Source organism: Caryophanon latum, from assembly GCF_001700325.1.
In the GTDB taxonomy this organism is placed as follows: Bacteria; Bacillota; Bacilli; order Bacillales_A; family Planococcaceae; genus Caryophanon; species Caryophanon latum.
This window is the reverse complement of sequence record NZ_MATO01000044.1, coordinates 58959-75795: the sequence shown is the minus strand read 5'-3', so window position 1 is coordinate 75795 and position 16837 is coordinate 58959. Positions and strand designations below refer to the sequence as shown.

Here is a 16837-nt window from a genome sequence, read left to right as displayed (position 1 = left end):
TTAAAGTGTTCGTAAAATATAAATTCGTTTTCGCCTGGCACATTTTATCTGAACGAAGAGGGATTTAAAGTTTGCACTTAAAAGAAATACCTTACCGCCGAAACCATTTTATCTGAACGAAGAGGGATTTAAAGCCAATAAGTGAACAAGGTTTCACTTTTCGCTATTTTATTTTATCTGAACGAAGAGGGGTTTAAAGGTAATTCCCCCGTTTGTAAAGTTAGCTCGCATCCATTTTATCTGAACGAAGAGGGATTTAAAGCCCTTCAAAGTGAATACTTTCATACCCTTCACTGCGATTTTATCTGAACGAAGAGGGATTTAAAGTTAGCATTTCATCGACATTAATGTGATACTGATTAAATTTTATCTGAACGAAGAGGGATTTAAAGCCGTTTAAGTGAATGCTAACCCGAGTACAAAAATACCATTTTATCTGAACGAAGAGGGATTTAAAGTTGATTTGCGCTTCACTCCAAATTTTCTTGATGCATTTTATCTGAACGAAGAGGGATTTAAAGTCCGAGGGAACATTCAAGCTTATTTTTTTTACAAATATTTTATCTGAACGAAGAGGGATTTAAAGAAGCTTGGCGGCGTGCGCCTGCGCGACTTTACATTATTTTATCTGAACGAAGAGGGATTTAAAGTCCGTTTGGTTCGCAACTAAAAACGCCGCGTCGCCCATTTTATCTGAACTAAGAGGGATTTAAAGAAAAAGATGTCTACTACCATGTTATTGTCCTCCTATGATTTTATCTGAACGAAGAGGGATTTAAAGATAGTCGGTAGTATTTGCGTTTTGCTTTAAACACATTTTATCTGAACGAAGAGGGATTTAAAGCTTACTCGGTAGCTGCTACATGTATAGTGTAAAACATTTTATCTGAACGAAGAGGGATTTAAAGTTGTAACAATCCATTTCCCACGTGCTACACGTTTGCATTTTATCTGAACGAAGAGGGATTTAAAGATCAAATATAAAGCTGATTTCAAGATTATACATAATGATTTTATCTGAACGAAGAGGGATTTAAAGGTTTGTGCTGCTAAGGTTTCTGAAAAGCGTAGATTAATTTTATCTGAACTAAGAGGGATTTAAAGCCATCGCTGCTATCCAGTCACACTCGACTAGATCCGCATTTTATCTGAACGAAGAGGGATTTAAAGTCTGAATAAATATATTGATGCCCTTGTGCTAATGTAATTTTATCTGAACGAAGAGGGATTTAAAGTTTACTTTGATGCCAAGTACATCGAGCATCCTTTTCATTTTATCTGTCCAACTTAGTGTAGCCTATCCAATTTATACAAAATGAAAGGGATGCCCAAACGTCGATTTTGACTTTTGGGACAGCCCTTTTTGAAAACCGGTTTGTCATTTTCGTTATTCGTCCGCTTCCGAGCTAGACGTATCTTTCGTATGATCTTTGTTGCGCTCGTCTTTTACTTTGTCGTTTAACTCCTCGTTCGGAATATGATCGACTGTTTGGATATCGGTGCGTTCTGCTTCATGCGTATTGTTATTTAACTCTTCACGGTCGACGAATTGGCGGTCGTTTTCGTGCTGTTCAAATTGCTGATCGTTCGCTGAATCGATTTCATTTTCAGAAGACGTCAAATTATTTTCCTTTTGCTCATGTTCGTTTAAATGGTGGTGGTGGTTTTGCTCGATTTCTTTTTTGCGTTGTTCATCGTTGTATGGCATGTCATCACTCCTTTGTGTATATTATTCCTTTTTTCGTACAAAATGAAACTAGCACAAAAGAAACAAATATGACGTTCGTGGTAAACTAATGACACAATGAAGATGAAACATTTGTTTAGAGGGGGCATCATATGAATACGACAACGAACAAGCGCGCGTTGCAAAAGCAGCAGCGACGAGACGACATCATTCAGGCGGCGAAAGCACTTTTTTTGAAGCGCGGCATTCATCACGTCCAGCTGCAAGAAGTCGCATCGGCAGCAGGCATTGGCATTGCGACGCTGTATCGGTATTTTCCGAACAAGGAGCAGCTCGTCTTTGCGGTAAACAATATTATTACTGCGCAAATGGTGGCGCACATCGAAGCGATTGATGCAGAGCCAATTAATGCGTACGAAAAAATTGAGCGCGTGTTTGATTATTACGTGCAGTTAACGGACGAGACGGAGCAGCAATTCGTACAGTTTATTAAAGCGTTTGAGCGCTATAAATCGTTCGGCGAGCAGACGGATGAGGTGAAAGCATATTATGACATTCGGCGCGAAATGGCGGATGTGCTACTACGAATTGTAGCGCGTGGACGACAAGACGGCTCCGTGCGTACCGACATCGATTTAGACGTCTACATTATTACGACGGTGCAAAACATTAGCACGTTCATGACGGAGAGTACGTTGACGCAGCACGATCCGCAATTGCCGGTAAAGCTGAAGCCGAAACATCAACTTATACTCATTCGCGATATGTTTTTACAATATGTGAGAGCAATTAGTTGACGAATGAAGCGTCCATTTGGTATTTTAAAAGTGATAGTTGACTATCATAAAAAAGGAGGACATCATTCATGTCACGTTTACAAGGTAAAGTAGCAATCATTACAGGTGCAGCACAAGGTATGGGTGCATCACACGCACAATTATTCGTTAAAGAAGGCGCGAAAGTTGTCATTACAGACTTAAATGAAGAAAAAGGTGCAGCATTAGCAGCAGAGCTTGGTGCAGACAATGCATTATTCGTGAAGCAAGACGTAACGAGCGAGCAAGGCTGGGCAGATGTTGTAGCACAAGCAGAAGAAAAGTTCGGTCCTGTGAACGTATTAGTTAACAACGCAGGTATTTCATTCAATAAATTCGTTTTAGATTTATCGTTAGACGACTACATGAAAATCGTCAACATTAACCAAGTATCAGTGTTCTTAGGAATCAAAGCAGTAGCTGGCTCAATGCAAAAAGCGGGCGGCGGCTCAATCGTGAACATTTCATCAATTAATGGCTTAGTTGGTGGTGCGGTTGGTTACACAGATACGAAATTCGCTGTACGTGGTATGACGAAAGCAGCGGCATTAAACTTAGCGCCAATGGGCATTCGCGTAAACTCAGTACACCCAGGTGTCATCGCAACGCCAATGATTATGCAAGGCGACCAAAAAGAAGCAATCGAAGCGTTCGCGAAGCACATTCCATTAAAACGCGTATCACAGCCAGAGGAAATTTCACAATTAGTGTTATTTTTAGCTTCAGACGAATCAAGCTATTCAACAGGTTCAGAGTTCGTAGCTGACGGCGGGATTACAGCACAATAATTATGAAAAAGGAGCTATGCGGCATTGATCGCATAGCTTTTTTGATGAATGAGCATGTCTCCTATTGAAAAAATAGACGTGTCTTTTGTTGATACACGCTCCTGCCAATTAACACGCTTGCTCTAGAGGCTTGAGCTGCAACATGCGCACAGCCACTTTAAAGGCTAAATCAATGAATAAACATGCACATGAGCGAACGTCAGCTTATGTGCATTTTTTTGTGCAATTAAATAGAGCGAAAGTTGGCAATAAAGACAGAATATGTGTTATATATAGATTTATATGGATTTTTATGGTTTTTGGCGACATTCATGTTGCGTGAGATAAGCTTGCGAAAAGAATAACAGCAAATGGTGAACAATTAACGATGTAGGAAAGTGGAAAAAAGGGGTGCGGCATGGGGAAATGGTTTCGTACAGTAGCATTGTTTGCATGCGTAATTTTTTTACAAGGGTGTAGTGAAAAGGTGGATGACGATCCGCTTGATCCGAACAATCCGATTTCGATTACACTTTGGCATTATTATAGCGGCAATACGAAAATTAAATTTGATCAGCTCGTTGAAACGTTTAATGAAACAGTAGGAATTGAAAAAGGTATTTTAGTCGATGCGCAAAGTCAAGGAGACATTTCACGCTTGGAGACGGCGGTATATGATGCGGCGAATAACAAAATTGGAGCGCAGCGTTTGCCAGACATTTTTGCGTCGTACCCTGACAATGCGTACCGCGTTAGTAATAGCGTGGCGTTTGTCGATTTAACGCATTACTTTTCGGACGAGGAGCTGGCGGAATATCGGGAAGACTTTTTACAAATTGGGCGGCTTGGTAAAGAGCAGACGTTAACGATTTTGCCAATTGCGAAGGCGACCGAAAACGTGTTCGTCAACAAAACGGTATGGGATGCATTTAGTAGCGATACAGGTGCAACGTTGTCAATGCTTAGCACGTGGGAAGGTATTGCGACAGTTAGTGAGCTTTACTATAAATGGTCAGATGGTCGCGCTTTTTTCGGCATCGATTCTGTTGCGAACTTCATGCTCAGTACCGCGGAGCAGCAAGGGACGAGCATCGTGTCGTATCGTTCTAGTAAGGCAGAGGTGAAGCTAGATATTGAAGCGATGTATGCGATGTGGGAGACGTATTACGTGCCGATGCTAAAAGGATATTATGCAAAGGAAGGACGCTTTTCATCGGATGATGCGAAGCTTGGCGTCGTGGCGGCATATACTGGATCGACAGCGAGTGCGGCATATTTCCCGACTGAGGTGACGTTAAGCGCACAACGTATTGAGCCGATCGAAAGCTTAGTGTTGCCGTATCCGACGTTTGCGCAAGGTGAGCCAGTTGTGACGCAGCAAGGAGCAGGCATGGTCATCGTGAAAAGTGATGAGGCGCATGAGTTTGCGGCGGCGGAGTTTTTAAAATGGTTTACCGATGTGGAGCAAAACCGTGCGTTCGCAGCAGCCACTGCGTATTTCCCAGTGAAAACGGAGGCGCTAGATGAGACGGCGATGTTACAGGCGGTGCAGCAGGAGCAGGAATTTACTGCACCGGCGTTAAACAGCTCGATTGCGACGACGATTGACATGCTGAAAACGTATCGATTGTACGGTTACCCGGCATTTGACAATAGCTATGAGCTGCGTGAGTTACTCGATCGTCATTTGAAGGAATGGGTGAAGCGCGATTTAGCGACGCTTGCTCAATTAACAGGTGAGGCGCGCGCAAAGCAGCTGGATGAGTACATATCACAAGTATGGTTTGAGCAGTGGTACGCATCGCTTCAGCAAGAAGTAGAAGCAGTTACGTCAATGCCGATTGCAGGTGAGGCGCAATGAAGCATATGAATCAATGGAATCGTAGCTCCATTACGTTTAAATTTACGAGCCTCGTCGTGCTGCTCATCATTATTCAGTCGTGCTTGGTCATTGGTACGATGATTGTTGCTGGGGTGCTAAGTGAAACGGAAAAAAATGCGCTCGAATCGTTTGAGGAAAGCGTCAATATGCAAAAGGAATATTTGTTTAAAGAAATGCGCCATCGCTGGACGAACATCGATCCGTACATTGCGGAAATTTCGCGCAGCTTGCCGGCAAATAGCGAGCCCGCTTCGTTAAATGCATTTTTTCAGCAAGCAACGCCGACGCTCATTTCGATGTTGCGAACGACGATGACAAACGGTGTATTTATCATTTTAGAGGACGAGCCACTTCAGCGAAACGAGCATAGTGCGCTCTATTACCGCGATTACGAGACGCTGTTAAACGATGAATCGAACACCGATATTACGTGCATTGCGGGAGCGGCGGACATTTGCCAGCAGCAGCGACTACCGTTAAATGAGCATTGGTCGCAATATTTACAGCTGACGCCGAGCAACGAAGCGTTTTATGAGCAGCCAGCAAGCGTCGCTAATTTGACGACGAACGCCGCACTGCTTGGCTATTGGAGCAAGCCGTTTCAGCTGCACGAGCACGACGTTCACGTGATGACGTATTCGATGCCGATTTACGATACACAAGGTACGTTTCGCGGTGTCGTCGGCGTTGAAATGTTCGTCGATAATGTCGTGCAATATTTACCGGGGAAAGATTTACTTGGGCGCGACGACATTAGTTTTTTGCTTGGGTATGAAGATGAAACGACGGACGGTATTATGCCACTTGTGTTAAACGGTGCTGTACAAAAAAGCATTTTGCCAAGCGACGAGCCGCTATCGTTTGAGCGCATTGACGACGAGCGTGACATATACGTCGTCGATAACCAAACGTCCGCGACAACCGTGTACAGCTCGATTCAGCCAATTGAGTTTTACATGACGAACACACCGTTTGAGCGCGAAAAATGGTATTTAATCGGGCTAAAGAGCGAGAACAAGCTATTTGGGTTAATTCAGCGCATCGAAAACATTTTATTGCTGTCGTTGGCGAGCGCACTACTCATTGGCGTGTTAGGTAGTTACTTCATTGCACGGCTATTTACGCGACCGATTGTACATCTTGCGCATGAAGTGGCGACGAGCGACATACATAAGGCGACGAAGCTACGGCGGACAGGTGTAAGTGAAATTGACCATCTATCGAGCGCAATTGAGCATGCGAATAAGCATTTGCTCGATTCGACGATGAAGCTGTCGCAAATTATTAAGCTCGTCGATGTGCCGCTTGCTGCTTTTGAATATAAGCATCATGAGCAAACGGTGTTTATGACCGACCAGCTCGGCGATGTGCTACAGCTAAAAAGCGAGCAAGTAGCAGCGATGCGACAAAATAAGCAGCACTTCATAGCGTATTTACAAAGCATTCAGCAACACCCTGAGCGTGAAGAACAGGACGTTTATAAGCTCGCACCGAATTACTGGGTACGCATTAAGCTGCTTGAAGACGAAAATCGTACGCTCGGTGTCGTCATGAACGTCACGCAAGAAACGCTCGATAAAATTCAAATTAAGCTCGATCGCGATCACGATACGTTGACGCAAATTTTCAATCGCGGTGCGTACAGTCGCCACGTCAAGCAAGTGTTAGCGGAGGAAGATTTACGAGTGAGCGCATGCGTCATGTTCGACCTTGATTTTTTAAAGCATGTAAACGACACGTTCGGGCATAAGTGGGGCGACACGTACATTGCAGAAACGGCAAGACATTTACGTCAATTTAGCGAGGACGGCAACATCGTCGGGCGCATTTCCGGCGATGAGTTTTCGGTATTTATGTACGGCTACGAATCGAAGGAGGCGCTGTTAAACGTCATTCAACGTTTTTATGATGAACTCGACGCCAAGCCGATTGTGTTCCCGACCGAGGTGCGCACGATCAAAATTTCAGGCGGCGTTTACTTGCTTCACGATTCGCCGAGCACTACGTTTGACGACATGATACAAAAGGCAGATAGTGCGCTATACGAGGCGAAGCGCATGAAAAAAGGAAGCTGGGTACTGTTTAATGAAATGAAGTAGCGTTATAGCAAGCACGACGAATGTTGGAAAGTCCACGTTCGTCGTTTTTTTATGCGAAAATAGCGAATGATGTGAAACTTTTTCACATCAGCTCCGTCTGTACGGCAGCAAATAACATAGTAGGAGGATGTTGAACATAAAAAAATGGATGGCAACGTTTGCGGCAGTGGCAGCAGTTTGTGCAGTCGCACCGCAAGCAGAGGCGAATGAAACGATTGTGCAAGACGGGGTACATTATGAAATTTTTGTTGCGGATAACGGTAAGAAGGAAGCACGTATTGTCGGACGAGAATTTGAAGCAACAACGGTATCATTACCAGATACGGTAAAAGGTGTGCCGGTAACGGAAATTGCGCAGTCAGCGTTTGTGCTCGACACTTCGACGCCTGATGAAACATTGTTCTATGCTACAACGATTTTAAAGCTGCCTGCGCAACTGAAAAAAATCGGGGCGGGTGCATTTGGAAGAGGAATGTCTGAAAACGGAAAATTCCCAAATGGTGTGATCCTACCTGAAACAGTGGAAATTATCGAAGGCGGTGCGTTTGATGGAGTTGAGACGCCAAAGCTAGTTATTCCTACGACAGTCAAAGTGATCGAGGACCATGCATTTTCGTCTATGAACATTTCCGATTCAGCACATATTCCCGCTTCGCTGCGCAAGCATCAAGTAAGCATTTATACGAACAATGCGAACTTCGAGCTACAGCTCACAGGAAATGATTCACACCAGCTTGTAGGTGATGTATTTTATGAAACGTTTACGCATAACGGTGCGAAGGAAGTGCGCGTCATTGGACTAAATACGCTATCGAACAGCACGACGATTACAGTACCAGAAACGATTGATGGCTTGCCTGTGACGGAAATTGCAAATTCTGCACTTTCAACGGAGCAAATGGTGCGCTTTAATGGATCAGCAGTTACGATGCGCACAATCGAGCTACCTGCAACGATTCGAAAAGTGGGTGAGCATATTTTCCACGGCCATAACGTGACGTTTGATATTACGACATTGCCGAATTTAGAAGAAGTAGGAACGAGTGCGTTTACATCGCATGCCTCTGAACAAAATAACGTCTACAACAGCAAGCCGTTTGTGCTACCAAAAACGCTTCATACAATCGGTGCGCATGCGTTTGAGAATACGAGCATTACAGACGTCCACATTCATGAAGACAACAACATCGGTGAAGGTGCATTTATACGTAGTCAATTACAGCAAGTGACGATGGATGAAGGCATAACACATATTGCAGATAGCCTATTTTCAGATAATGCGATTCATTCGGTTACGCTACCGTCAACATTGAAAAGCATCGGTGCGAATGCGTTTACGAATAATAAGTTAACGACGCTTTCGCTACCAGCAAGCGTGACGGCAATTGGTTCGTCTGCCTTTAGTGGCAATGCGTTAACAGCTGCACATCTATCAAGCGATATCGAATACGGTACGAGCGTGTTTGCACAAAATGCCATTACCGACGTTACATTTGATGATAGCATTAAGGCAATCCCAGCCGGCATGTTTGATGAAAATGAGCTAACAAGCGTAAAACTACCGTCAACGCTGACACATATTGGAGCACTTGCATTTAGAAATAATGCGCTACAAAGCATTGAATTGCCAACATCGATTACGCATATTGGGGAAGCTGCGTTTAGAAGCAATGATTTCACAGCGGTGCACATGTCAAAGCATATTGAATACGGAGCATATGTATATGCGGCCAACGACATAACGAAAGTCACATTTGATGAAGATGTAACAACGATTCCAGCCGGCATGTTTACGTACAATCAGCTCGCAAACGTGACGCTACCGCATTCGATTACACATATTGAACCATTTGCATTTAGCAACAATGCATTGCAAAATATCGAGCTGCCACGAGCCATTGCGGAAATTGGCGAAGGCGCATTTCAACATAACAATATTTCAGATTTAGTGTTGTCCGCAAATAATGAAATTTATGGCAAAAACGTCTTTTTACACAATCCATTAACGAGTGTTAGTTTTGCGGAAGGAACAACACATATTAAAGATTTTTTATTTGATAACGCAAAACTAACAAATGTCACGATTCCAGAAGGTGTGACACATATTGGAAAGGCGGCATTTCGTGAAAATGCATTAACGAGTATTACGATTCCAAACAGTGTGACGACGATTGGCGATATGGCATTTGCCGACAATCAATTAACGACCGTTGTGTTAGGAGCGGAATTAACGACGCTCGGTAGCGAGGCATTTCGTAACAATGCACTAACACAAATTACGATTCCAAGTAAGTTAACCGAAATACCGTTTCGAGCATTTGTGAATAATAAATTAAGCGCGTTAACGATTCCAGCAACGGTGAAGACGATTCATCATGGTGCGTTCCGACAAAATGAACTCGCAACGATTTCAATTCCTACGTCGGTTACATCTATTGGGTCTGCTGCCTTCGCACATAACAAGCTAAAGAAGCTACATGTACCGGCATCGATTGCGAATGTTGAAACATCGACGTTTGCGTATAACGAGCTAGAAGATGTGACGATTGAAAAAGCAAGCAGCATTGGCAGTGGCGCATTTATGGGCAATCGCATTCATACATTGTCGCTACCAAATACGTTAAAAACGATTGGCCGCGAAGCATTCCATAAAAGTAATTTAAAGCGTCTTATTTTACCAGAAGGCGTGGAAGCAGTTGGCGAGAAAGCGTTCCAAAATAATCAAATTACGTCCGTTACAGTGCCGGCGTCGTTAAAAACAGTGGATTTAACATCCTTTTATACGAATCCGTTATCACAGCTTATTTTAAAAGGAAGCAATACGGTTATAAACGAGCCGTGGCTTATGCTGAATAATGAAAGTGCTACATTAAAAGGGCTGTATACGAACGAGTCATTAACAGTAAAGTATGAGCGAATCGGCAAGCAAAACGGCAAGCCACAAACATTGTATGTCGCATGGCAGAAGGAAGCGAAGTTCAAAGACATCGCCGGACACTGGGCACAAGGTGCGATCGAAAGCTTCACTACGAAAGGCTACATTAACGGCTACCCAGACGGCACATTTAAACCTGGCGCACCAATTCAGCGTAAACATGTCGCACGTATTTTAAACGACGTCTTCAAGTTCGAATCGACACAAACGGTTGCGGACTTTACAGACGTACCGAAAAACCATGCGTACTACGAAGCCATTTCAGCGGTGCAGCAAGCCGGCATCTTTAGCGGTGATGGCGGCAAGTTCCAACCAGAGGCGAACTTAACACGCGGTCAGCTCGCGAAAGTACTCGTACTCGCAGCAGGCTTCGAACCAGGTGGGAAGTCAACATTTAAAGACACACCAGCGAGCTACTGGGGCACACCGTACGTATCCGCTTTAGCAGACTTAGCGATCGTCAAAGGCACAGACGGTTTCTTCAATCCACAAAAGCCGATTACACGTGCACAATTTGTATCGATGACGTCACTGGCGTTAGAGGAAATGGAGCGACGAAAGAGCAAGTAACGATAATTAATCGTTTGTCAAAAGGTGCTTATATGTACGAATGTTTGTACATTTTTTTGTACATGTATTATGATGAACATAACAACATGTAGAAAGAAGTGAGTTCATGGATACATTTGAACAGCTAGACATGAAACGTTTAGAGCGAGAATTGCCAAATAGCAACCGACTGCAAGCGTCCGATTTACGTCATAGCAAGAAGTGGAAAGAGTTGTTGCAAAGTTATACGACGATTGAAATTATTTCAAGTGGCGAAACGATTGCTCAATTAAATACGCCTCACCTTATTCCATCGCTCGTGCAAAAAATTAAGCAGCTCGAACAAGAGGTGGAACAGTTGAAGGTGGAGCGACTTTATCACGAGCGTTTGAGTGAGAAACATGTACGAAGTGGAGCCGATTTAGAACGAGAAACAAATGCGCTGTTAGATCAATATTTACAAAATGGAGACGTGAAATGACGGTTTCAGAACAATCATTACGTCAGGCAATTCGTATCATTACGAGTATCGATGGCATTGTCATGAATCCGCAACATCTATTATTAGATATTTTAGCGTTATCACAAGTACCAGCGTTTGCGGATGATGAGAAATTCAATTCGGTTATTGCAACAATTGAAAAGGCATTACGCGAAATTGCGAATAATGATGCAATTGGAGACAGGTTAAAAAATGATTTTACTGGCTTCAAATCGTTCCATATAAAATCAGACTATCCAACAGACCCACCGCATGATGATTTACGGATTGTGTATGAACGTGAAACAAAGCAAGTGTGGATTGTGGCGTTTGGACATCGTTATTTACCAGACGACTTTTATGATCGTATTCGACAAAGTAACAGAATGTAATGAATAAGACTGCCTGCATGTCGGGTGGTCTTTTCGTTATGCCAAAAATTTCATACTTTTCTACAGCAGGCTTCGAACCAGGTGGAAAAACGACATTCGCCGACACACCCGATACGTACTGGGGTACACCGTACGTTTCAACGCTCGCAGATTTAGCAATCGTGAAGGGTACGGACGGTTTCTTCAATCCACATAGGCCGATTACACGTGCGCAATTTGTATCGATGACGTCACTGGCACTGGAAGAAATGGAGCGACGTGCGAACAACTAAGTGGCGAAAATATCATATTCCATATTCAGACAATTTGATGTATGGTGGAAATACGTCATACGAATAAGGAAGTTATACGATGGTTACCATTTTATTTTTTGTCGGGCTGATCGGAAACGTCATCGGCACATTGGCGGGCGGTAGTGGTTTACTGACGCTACCGACGATGCTGCTGCTCGGCGTACCAACGCACTCGGCAATCGGCGCCAATAAAATATCGAGCTTTGCCAGCACGCTATCCGCAATTTTAACAGTCATTAGTAAAAAGCAATTGTCGAAGGAAGAATTTATCCCGATTTTACTCATTGGGTCAATTGGGGGTATGGTCGGTGGTGTCACCGCTTCGTTTTTAACGACGAAAGCATTAACGCTTATTGCGATTATATTGCTTATGTTCGCGCTCGTTTTATCCATTTTAGGGAAAACGAATTTCGGCGAACGCGCGAAGCTCACATTGAATAAAAAAGTGAGTGCGTTACTTGTCGCAATCGGCTTTTACGACGGTTTGTTCGGTCCAGGTAGTGGCACGCTATTTATTTACGTCTTTGCGACTGAAAAGCTAACGTATATGAAATGCGTATTGCTCGGACGTATCGGTGTATTTTCAACGTGCTTAGGTGCAGCAATCGTCTACATTTCGTCAGGCTATATTTTATGGTACGAGACGATTTTTTTAACGATCGGCTCGATTTTAGGGGCACAAATTGGCATGCGCTTAGTCCAATACATTTCGAACAAAGTCGCACAGCTTATTTTGCGCGGCATTACGATCATTTTAATTGGACAACTCGTGCTGGAATTTTTAGCGCACTAGTTTATCGCACAACGAAGCAGTATCGTTGTGCGATTTTTTTTGTTGACGTACATACCTATGGGGGTATATGATGGAGCGGTGAAATAGAAGGAGGAATAACAAATGAAAAAAGTAGTAATCGTCGGTGGCGTTGCAGGTGGTGCCTCTACAGCAGCACGTATTCGCCGTTTAGATGAGCAAGCACAAATTGTCATGTTTGAGCGAGGGCCGCACGTATCGTTTTCAAACTGTTCGCTGCCATTTTACTTAAGCGGCGTCGTGCCAAATAGTAAACGTTTATTAATGATGACGCCCGATTCATTCGAGCAAAAGCACAACATCGACGCGCGCGTAAATAGCGAAGTCATTGCGATCAATCGTGACGAGCAATACGTACACGTTAAAAATACGGTAACAGGTGACGTGACGACAGAACGTTACGACACGCTTGTGTTATCGCCTGGAGCAAGTCCAATCGTGCCAAACATTCCAGGAAACAATTTACCGCATGTGTTTACGGTACGCAACGTCGTCGATATTGAAAAGCTTCACAACGCAATTGTTGAAAATGATGCCGCAAACATCGCCGTTATCGGTGGTGGCTTTATCGGTGTCGAAGTGGCAGAAAATTTACGCCTTGCTGGTCGCAACGTGTCGCTCGTACAATCCGCCTCGCACATTTTAACGTCGTTTGATGACGACATGGCGCAGCTGTTACATAAGGAAATGCTCGATGAAGGCGTGAACTTAATTGTCGGTGACGGCTTAGCGGAAATTCATACGTCATCTGTCGTGTTACGCTCTGGCAAGGAAGTAGCGGCTGACATCGTCGTACTTGCGATTGGTGTGCACCCTGAGACGAAGCTTGCGGCAGAAGCGGGCTTAACGATTGGCGAAACAGGAGCGATTGCAGTTAATGAAAATTATCAAACGAGCGACTCGAACATTTATGCAGTAGGTGACGCAATTGAAGTGTATCACCGTTTAATGGGCAAAAAAGTTCGTTTAGCACTTGCAGGTCCAGCGCAGCGTCAAGCACGAGCAGCCGCGGATCATATGTACGGCATTCCCGTAACGAACAAAGGGGTCATCGGGTCATCAAGCATTCAAGTGTTCAACTATGCGGCGGCGTCAACAGGCTTAAACGAGCGTACGGCGAAGCAGCTCGGTTTAGCAGTCGAAGCGGTATACGTCATTGCACCAGATAAAGTCGGCTTAATGCCATCGAGCAACCCGCTTCATTTCAAGCTCATTTACGAAGTGCCAACCGGTCGCATTATCGGCGCACAAGCAATCGGTAAAGGAAACGCGGATAAACGCATCGACGTAATTGCAACACTTATTACGATGAACGGGACAGTGGATGACTTAAAGGAGCTAGAGCTATCGTATTCGCCGATGTTTAGCACCGCAAAAGACGTCGTAAACATCGCCGCGCTTGTCGCAAACAACTTAATGGCTGGTCGCTTCCAGCAAGTGCGTGTAAGCGATGTGCGTCGCCTCGTTGAAGAAGGGGCATACATTGTTGACGTGCGCGAGCCGAACGAATTCGCAAACGGTGCGTTGAAAGGAGCGGTGAACATTCCGCTTAGTCAGCTACGCGAGCGCATGAATGAAATTCCAACAGACGTGCCAGTGTACGTGCATTGTCGTTCTGCACAGCGCAGCTACAATGCGGTCATGGCGTTAAACAATAGCGGTTACACGAACGTTTTTAACGTATCAGGCTCGTTTTTAGGCATTTGCTTGTACGAATGTTATCGCGATGTAACGGAGCAGCGCGAGCCAATCGTGACGGCATATAATTTTAAATAATATCAAGCGTGTTGATTAGCCAATCAATTGGCAGAAGCGTATAGCGACTCGCGGCAGAAAAGATTTTGCTCCTGCGGTTACTCGTCGCAGATCAATCTCCTGGGGCTCGGGGGCGAACACGATGTTTGTTCTGAAGGTGGTGACTCGTGTAGTGGCGCTTACCGCCTTCCTCAAGCCCTCCTACGTCGCGGCTTACGGGGTGTTTCGGCACGAGCTTTTCCCCGAGGAGTCTCGCCGCACGCTTTCTGCCACTACAAAACAAGCGATTCAGCTGTATAAAAGTGGCGTATCAACAGACCTGTAAATACAAAAAACTATAGCTAGAGCAAGTGGATTCAGCACGGAGTTAAATGAGGAAAAACACGCTACACATTTTCATAATGGTGGCGTGTTTTTTTCTCAAATGATGGGCATTCTGATTGAAGCAACATAGGTGAATGAAAGAAGCTGCCAAAAGCGATGGCAATTCCTTTTTGTAAATGTGTCTGTTAGTAGTTACGCAGCTATATTTTACTCTTGTTTACTATGTTTTCGAATAATAGCGCGAATTGGTGATGCATCAGCGCCCGCAATCGCAAGTGGCAAACCGATAAACTCATAGATGTTCGGCTCAACATGATGTAACACTAAATTTTCAATAATGATGATATGTGTATCGCGACATGCTTCATGTGCAAGTAGTGGTGCGTGCACAGCATCAACAGACGGAGCATCAGTGCCAATGACGCGTACACCACGCGCCGCTAAATAATGTACAGCTGCTGGATCAATCGTTGTGAAATCTGCATTAAATATGTATGGTGCTTGCGTCTTGCGCGTTTTGAAAAATAGGCGCTCCACGTGCTCAAGATCGAGTGCTTCAAGCGTTTGTACTGTAATATGACGCGTATTTGTTACATCGACAATTTGTGCAAGGCCGTTAAATAAATCGAGTGGCAATGCATCAATCGATTTACCGAAATCGTCGTAATGATACGGTGCGTCGATATGCGTACCATTATGCAAGCCCATCGTAATGCGCCCGACGTTTGCACCGACCTCATCATACGTCGCGTCGAGTGCGTAAGAGAACGCGGTGTCGTCCGGCCAAACCGGCATGTTTTTGCGCAGTGGCATCGTAATATCAATCCACATAGTAAATCCCACCTTTTCATCGTATTTTGTTATTATACCGAAAAAAGGTGTTTCGTTGCGCAATAAATTAAAGTATATGTAGAATGAACTTTTGAATATGACATGAGGAAAGCATTGTTCTGACGTGTTGGAACAAAGGCTCAATTCGTCGCGTCCATGCGACAACGCCTTAGTGACCGACATCGTGTCGAACTCTGCGAAAAGCGTCCGCCGAAATGAAAGAACGATCGACAATAGATTTTAGTCTGGATTTTATTTTTGTTGTTAAATTCTCGAAAAAACAACAAAAATGTATTATATAACTTTTTTTTGTTTTGTAATAAAATGATATTGTGGAGGAGGAGATTGTATGATGTTTGAGTATAGTGGGTACAAGGAAAATTATTTCCAGCTCGGTGGAGGATTTAAAAACGAAACGTTCTTTACGTTGCTTGAAGATAATTACGATACGTCTGGTATAAAGAAAATGTATATTAAAAACATTTTGAATGAAGCTAAATGGGAGATGGTGCTGTTTTACGAAAATAAAATTGTAACCGGTACGCGACTTGAAAATCGCTACGTTTTTCGTGAAAATCGTAAGCGCATCGTTGACAAGCGTTTAATTTGCGGTAAGCTAAAAGGGCATCATGCGCAGTTAACGCTAGTATTTGAAGACGGAGAACAGTTTGTGCTATGCAGTGAACAAGATGCTAATAAAAAAATGCAGCACGACTATACGAAGGCAATCAAAGAGTTATATAAAATACTGTAAAGAAAGAGTATAATGTCTTTTAGTAACCGAAATGAAGAATATGACACGTCTGTTGATTGGCCACTTTTATAGAGCTAAATCGATTGTTTTAACCGCAATACGCTCCTGCCAATTGAATGGCTAATCAGCACGCTTGATTTTACAATGTATGTATACGACGTCGTTAGCGCAACTGCTAGCGGCTTTTTTGACGTTACAAATAAAAAAGCATGGAGTGAATTGCTTCCCTTCATGCCTCATGCATTATACGCCCATTTTACGACGTGTATTGCTCGTCTTTTTCGATTGCTGGCTCGTTAACTTTTTTGTTGATACGTCGCCTTTTAATGAACCTTTTGCTTGTGCGTTTTTATTTTGCTTCGCTGCTAGCTGCTGTTTCATAATTTCTTGTAAGCTTACTTTTTTTTGTTCTGTCATCTTTATCACTCCTCGATGTCTCGCTATATTCAGTATAGGCGATTT

The 16837-nt window shown here is 43.7% G+C and carries 15 protein-coding genes and 1 CRISPR repeat array (1 of these 16 running past the window's edge); of the genes, 12 read left to right on the top strand and 3 right to left on the bottom strand.

The annotated features are described in order from the left end of the window. Positions 1-1235: direct repeats of the CRISPR family, unit length 29 nt; unit sequence ATTTTATCTGAACGAAGAGGGATTTAAAG; it reaches 802 nt to the left of the window's first position. A 152-nt stretch (positions 1236-1387) separates the two neighbouring features. Beyond that, positions 1388-1708: a hypothetical protein gene (locus tag A6K76_RS11745; protein ID WP_139108691.1), complete on the bottom strand. Its 321-nt coding sequence runs from the start codon at positions 1706-1708 to the stop codon at positions 1388-1390. 131 nt (positions 1709-1839) lie between these two features. Here A6K76_RS11745 and A6K76_RS11740 point away from each other — a divergent pair, with 131 nt between their 5' ends. The 11 genes from A6K76_RS11740 (at position 1840) to A6K76_RS11690 (ending at position 14791) form a co-directional block, all read left to right on the top strand. Continuing rightward, positions 1840-2484 (top strand): TetR/AcrR family transcriptional regulator, encoded by a 645-nt coding sequence (locus tag A6K76_RS11740; protein ID WP_066465302.1) that lies wholly within the window; start codon positions 1840-1842, stop codon positions 2482-2484. 68 nt (positions 2485-2552) lie between these two features. Next, a complete protein-coding gene (locus A6K76_RS11735) occupies positions 2553-3290 on the top strand; it encodes a glucose 1-dehydrogenase (RefSeq protein ID WP_066465301.1) in 738 nt (245 codons plus the stop codon). Positions 3291-3687: 397 nt separating this feature from the next. Next, positions 3688-5130: an extracellular solute-binding protein gene (locus tag A6K76_RS11730; protein ID WP_066465299.1), complete on the top strand. Its 1443-nt coding sequence runs from the start codon at positions 3688-3690 to the stop codon at positions 5128-5130. Next, positions 5127-7250 (top strand): diguanylate cyclase, encoded by a 2124-nt coding sequence (locus tag A6K76_RS11725; protein WP_066465297.1) that lies wholly within the window; start codon positions 5127-5129, stop codon positions 7248-7250. The genes A6K76_RS11730 and A6K76_RS11725 overlap by 4 nt, the downstream gene beginning before the upstream one ends. A gap of 127 nt (positions 7251-7377) precedes the next feature. Further along, the gene (locus A6K76_RS11720; protein WP_083995417.1) at positions 7378-10755 is read left to right on the top strand and encodes a leucine-rich repeat protein; all 3378 of its coding nucleotides are present in this window, start codon (positions 7378-7380) and stop codon (positions 10753-10755) included. Positions 10756-10861: 106 nt separating this feature from the next. Then, positions 10862-11215 carry a hypothetical protein gene (locus A6K76_RS11715; protein WP_066465295.1) on the top strand — a complete coding sequence of 118 codons (354 nt, stop codon included), beginning with the start codon at positions 10862-10864 and terminating at the stop codon, positions 11213-11215. Continuing rightward, positions 11212-11607 carry a type II toxin-antitoxin system RelE/ParE family toxin gene (locus tag A6K76_RS11710; RefSeq protein WP_066465294.1) on the top strand — a complete coding sequence of 132 codons (396 nt, stop codon included), beginning with the start codon at positions 11212-11214 and terminating at the stop codon, positions 11605-11607. Before A6K76_RS11715 ends, A6K76_RS11710 begins: the two co-directional genes overlap by 4 nt. 38 nt (positions 11608-11645) lie before the next feature. Next, a complete protein-coding gene (locus A6K76_RS11705) occupies positions 11646-11879 on the top strand; it encodes an S-layer homology domain-containing protein (protein ID WP_066465293.1) in 234 nt (77 codons plus the stop codon). 79 nt (positions 11880-11958) lie between these two features. Beyond that, positions 11959-12693, top strand: a complete 735-nt coding sequence (locus A6K76_RS11700; protein ID WP_066465291.1) for a sulfite exporter TauE/SafE family protein — start codon at positions 11959-11961, stop codon at positions 12691-12693. 102 nt (positions 12694-12795) lie between these two features. Beyond that, positions 12796-14487 (top strand): FAD-dependent oxidoreductase, encoded by a 1692-nt coding sequence (locus A6K76_RS11695; RefSeq protein ID WP_066465290.1) that lies wholly within the window; start codon positions 12796-12798, stop codon positions 14485-14487. Between the two features lie 121 nt (positions 14488-14608). After that, a complete protein-coding gene (locus A6K76_RS11690; protein ID WP_066465289.1) occupies positions 14609-14791 on the top strand; it encodes a hypothetical protein in 183 nt (60 codons plus the stop codon). 206 nt (positions 14792-14997) lie between these two features. Here A6K76_RS11690 and A6K76_RS11685 read toward each other — a convergent pair whose 3' ends face one another. Beyond that, positions 14998-15621 carry a cyclase family protein gene (locus tag A6K76_RS11685; protein ID WP_066465288.1) on the bottom strand — a complete coding sequence of 208 codons (624 nt, stop codon included), beginning with the start codon at positions 15619-15621 and terminating at the stop codon, positions 14998-15000. 349 nt (positions 15622-15970) lie between these two features. On the opposite strand from A6K76_RS11685, the gene A6K76_RS11680 reads away from it, so the two are divergent. Further along, on the top strand, positions 15971-16375 hold the full coding sequence (locus A6K76_RS11680; RefSeq protein WP_066465287.1) for a hypothetical protein: 405 nt from the start codon (positions 15971-15973) through the stop codon (positions 16373-16375). Between the two features lie 243 nt (positions 16376-16618). Here A6K76_RS11680 and A6K76_RS16800 read toward each other — a convergent pair whose 3' ends face one another. After that, positions 16619-16792 (bottom strand): hypothetical protein, encoded by a 174-nt coding sequence (locus tag A6K76_RS16800; RefSeq protein WP_169818015.1) that lies wholly within the window; start codon positions 16790-16792, stop codon positions 16619-16621. Positions 16793-16837: the final 45 nt, after the last annotated feature.